Source organism: Acinetobacter sp. YH01003, from assembly GCF_013420525.1.
GTDB lineage: Bacteria > Pseudomonadota > Gammaproteobacteria > Pseudomonadales > Moraxellaceae > Acinetobacter > Acinetobacter towneri.
On record NZ_VOXY01000039.1, the window covers coordinates 1 to 2,482 of the forward strand.

A 2,482-nucleotide genomic window follows, 5' to 3' on the forward strand; every position below is an offset into this window, starting at 1 on the left:
TAGTAATATTTGTTGTTTTGTCGTTTTTGTTGGTGATATTTAGGTAAATAGGGTTTGGAGTGGATTTTTAGTAAATTTTAATAGATTTGTAGTTGAGGGATTTGATTGTTAGAAGGAAAATTAATAAATAGAAAGGAATAGTATTAGTATTAATAAAAAGGATATTTATATTAAAATTTTATTTGTAGGTTATTAATATTAAAGATTAAAGGTAGATAAAATTATAAAGATGGGGAGAAATTAGAGTAGAAAAATTGAAAATTTTAAAAATTAGAGTGTTTTTTTTTTTTTAAAGGAACGTAGTTTTTTATTAGTAATGGAATAAAGTTGGATGGAGAATGATTTTGACGAGTTGAGAGAAGAAGGTTTTAGACGATTAAATTATTTTGAGTTACGGGAGGATATTTAAATTAAAGGTAAAGAAGTTGAAAATTTTGAAAAAAATTTAGACGAATGTATAATTAGAATAATTAATATAGAGAAGTGTTTAAAGGAGTTGATGGAGTTGAAAATTAAGGTTCGAGAATTACGTGAAGAATGTAGAAGTTTTAGGAGTCGATGTGATTAATTGGAAGAAAGGGTATTAGTGATGGAAGATAAAATGAATGAAATGAAGTGAGAAGAGAAGTTTAGAGAAAAAAGAATAAAAAGAAATGAATAAAGTTTTTAAGAAATATGGGATTATGTGAAAAGATTAAATTTATGTTTGATTGGTGTATTTGAAAGTGATGGGGAGAATGGAATTAAGTTGGAAAATATTTTTTAGGATATTATTTAGGAGAATTTTTTTAATTTAGTAAGGTAGGTTAATATTTAGATTTAGGAAATATAGAGAATGTTATAAAGATATTTTTCGAGAAGAGTAATTTTAAGATATATAATTGTTAGATTTATTAAAGTTGAAATGAAGGAAAAAATGTTAAGGGTAGTTAGAGAGAAAGATTAGGTTATTTATAAAGGGAAGTTTATTAGATTAATAGTGGATTTTTTGGTAGAAATTTTATAAGTTAGAAGAGAGTGGGGGTTAATATTTAATATTTTTAAAGAAAAGAATTTTTAATTTAGAATTTTATATTTAGTTAAATTAAGTTTTATAAGTGAAGGAGAAATAAAATTTTTTATAGATAAGTAAATGTTGAGAGATTTTGTTATTATTAGGTTTGTTTTAAAAGAGTTTTTGAAGGAAGTATTAAATATGGAAAGGAATAATCGGTATTAGTCGTTGTAAAATTATGTTAAAATGTAAAGATTATCGAGATTAGGAAGAAATTGTATTAATTGACGAGTAAAATAATTAGTTAATAATATAATGATAGGATGAAATTTATATATAATAATATTAATTTTAAATGTAAATGGATTAAATGTTTTAATTAAAAGATATAGATTGGTAAATTGGATAAAGAGTTAAGATTTATTAGTGTGTTGTATTTAGGAAATTTATTTTATGTGTAGAGATATATATAGGTTTAAAATAAAGGGATGGAGGAAGATTTATTAAGTAAATGGAAAATAAAAAAAGGTAGGGGTTGTAATTTTAGTTTTTGATAAAATAGATTTTAAATTAATAAAGATTAAAAGAGATAAAGAAGGTTATTATATAATGGTAAAGGGATTAATTTAATAAGAAGAGTTAATTATTTTAAATATATATGTATTTAATATAGGAGTATTTAGATTTATAAAGTAAGTTTTTAGTGATTTATAAAGAGATTTAGATTTTTATATAATAATAATGGGAGATTTTAATATTTTATTGTTAATATTAGATAGATTAACGAGATAGAAAATTAATAAGGATATTTAGGATTTGAATTTAGTTTTGGATTAAGTGGATTTAATAGATATTTATAGAATTTTTTATTTTAAATTAATAGAATATATATTTTTTTTAGTATTATATTATATTTATTTTAAAATTGATTATATATTTGGAAGTAAAGTTTTTTTTAGTAAATGTAAAAGAATAGAAATTATAATAAATTGTTTTTTAGATTATAGTGTAATTAAATTAGAATTTAGGATTAAGAAATTTATTTAAAATTGTTTAATTATATGGAAATTGAATAATTTGTTTTTGAATGATTATTGGGTATATAATGAAATGAAGGTAGAAATAAAGATGTTTTTTGAAATTAATGAGAATAAAGATATAATATATTAGAATTTTTGGGATATATTTAAAGTAGTGTGTAGAGGGAAATTTATAGTATTAAATGTTTATAAGAGAAAGTAGGAAAGATTTAAAATTGATATTTTAATATTATAATTAAAAGAATTAGAGAAGTAAGAGTAAATATATTTAAAAGTTAGTAGAAGGTAAGAAATAATTAAGATTAGAGTAGAATTGAAAGAGATAGATATATAAAAAATTTTTTAAAAAATTAATGAATTTAGGAGTTGGTTTTTTGAAAAGATTAATAAAATTGATAGATCGTTAGTAAGATTAATGAAGAAAAAAAGAGAGAAGAATGAAATAGAT

General features: G+C 20.4%; 1 protein-coding gene. It reads left to right on the forward strand.

Annotation, left to right across the window (positions count from 1 at the left end; genetic code table 11):
- The first annotated feature begins 568 nt into the window (after window positions 1-568).
- Window positions 569-619 carry a hypothetical protein gene (locus FTT70_RS13785; RefSeq protein WP_373685760.1) on the forward strand — a complete coding sequence of 17 codons (51 nt, stop codon included), beginning with the start codon at window positions 569-571 and terminating at the stop codon, window positions 617-619.
- Window positions 620-2,482: the final 1,863 nt, after the last annotated feature.